Raw genomic sequence first — 1,952 nt, forward strand, 5'->3', positions numbered from 1 at the left:
GTGTGAGACCTATATGAATACAGAGGGTAACCGACGGAATATCAAGGCAGATCTAGTTAATTGACTAGTCCATTTAGGGTACACCTATAGTGTACTGGCCAACATGAGGTCAAAAATTGAGCAATGTGTTTGATTATCTACATTTTGTATAATGGCATTGACCTGTCTATGGGTTGATTGAAGGTGGATTAAATATAGCTAAATGCTCGATCATTGATACTTTCTGAGAAATTTTTTTACATCCAATAAAAAGTTGGAAGTCAGAAATTTGATTGAATATATTATTTTTATTATTATAAACAGTTTTTGTAATAATGTCTTGAAAACTAGGCTTAAATTTAATTTCGCTCTTCAAATCGTTACTTACTATAAAATAGCTAATCCATGAAATTAGATATTTATTTCTATCTTCATCATTCGATAAACTATATAAATATTGGTCTAAATATTCAACTATCTGTTTTTTTTGGTTTTTTCCGAAACTATTGAGCATTGATTCGAGTATCGCCATAACTTTTGGAAATGACTTGATTCTAAGTGTACCTAGCATTATTAGCATACTAATTACTCTTTCCAGATTATATTCTGAAAGAGTAGTTTTTAAGTTGCCTTTAGTGTTGATCATGTCAGCTAGAAACCTATCAATCACACCTGTCCCAGGGCATTGCTTATCTATTTCAATCACCGATAGATACAATTCCCTAAACTCGTTCCAAGAATATTTTTTTTGCTTTTTGGGATGAATAATATGATATTTAGACACCCATTCGCGAAACAAACCATTAGGTAATAATGAGACTTTTGTTTTCTCATCACTTAACTCAAGGTTGTATTCTTTTAAAGATGATTGGAGAAGTTTAATGATTTTTTTAGCATGAGACTCAGAATTTACTAGAATACGATAATCATCTTTAAATCTAACAGCCTGATACTCAATATTATTATCTTTCAGCTTATTAGTAAGCTCTTTATCAACAGCTGATGCTATAATTTCAGCAACTATATCTGACACAACAGGCCCAATAGGGATTCCGTTAGTACATCCATCGTTTGCATTTTGAAATAGCTTGTCTAATAGATTACCAATCAGGGAATAATTTGTACGATTACCATTTCGAATATAACATTTTCCGTGGATTGCCCAAGCAATACTGTGAGTGTAAATAGAAGGATAAAAATTTTTAATATCTGCTTTAATTATATACTTGTATTTGTAGGCAATAGAAGCAATATGATTATCTACCATTTCTATGAATTCATATATTAGCCTTCCAGTACGTAATAGCCCTATTCTTCCTGGTGTTTTGGAGTTTATTGGTATTGAAAAAGTGTAAGATATAACTTGGCTTGTTTCTGGAATCATTGCATCGACAATTTCATCCCAATTAAAAGCAATATGGTATGCAATATCATTATGTATTTTAGGATGAATTAACCCGAAACTACGGTCAGTATATTCAGTTTTTGGGAAATGTACTCTAATACACTCAGTTAATTCTGGATTGTATTGTCCTTTTCGATTTATAGAGTAGTATTTTTTAGGAGTCTCGGGATGCTTTATAACCTGAAAACAAGGAGGTAGAACATAGCTTTCAGGGTAATAGCCTCGTTTATTTAACCAGTGGTATATTTCATCACTTAATAAGCGTTTAGCGAGTTCTTTTGTTTCTCTTTTGTGATTGAGAATTTGATTATCGTAAGACAATGTTGATACCATAATTTACAATAAATATAATCCTTCTAATATTCTACTTTTAGACTATTGAATAACTTCGTCAGCTACATTTCCATTAATCTTTGATTACTGTATAAAACAGTTTTTTAAGTTTTATTGCTTAAGCGTCGTAAGTAGCAGTCCACTTAGGGTATACCTAAAATGGACTACCTATAAGCCAGTACACTAAATAGCAAGATACTATGTATAATGGACCACTATATGTGTACCAATGTAA

1 protein-coding gene is annotated in these 1,952 nt (G+C 31.4%); it reads right to left on the reverse strand.

Going from position 1 to position 1,952, the window contains the following annotated elements; all coding sequences use genetic code 11:
* Positions 1–166: 166 nt before the first annotated feature.
* A complete protein-coding gene (locus tag F607_RS0126535) occupies positions 167–1,705 on the reverse strand; it encodes an RNA-directed DNA polymerase (RefSeq protein ID WP_211233721.1) in 1,539 nt (512 codons plus the stop codon).
* Positions 1,706–1,952 lie beyond the last annotated feature (247 nt).

It is taken from the genome of Zooshikella ganghwensis DSM 15267 (genome assembly GCF_000428585.1).
Lineage (GTDB): Bacteria > Pseudomonadota > Gammaproteobacteria > Pseudomonadales > Zooshikellaceae > Zooshikella > Zooshikella ganghwensis.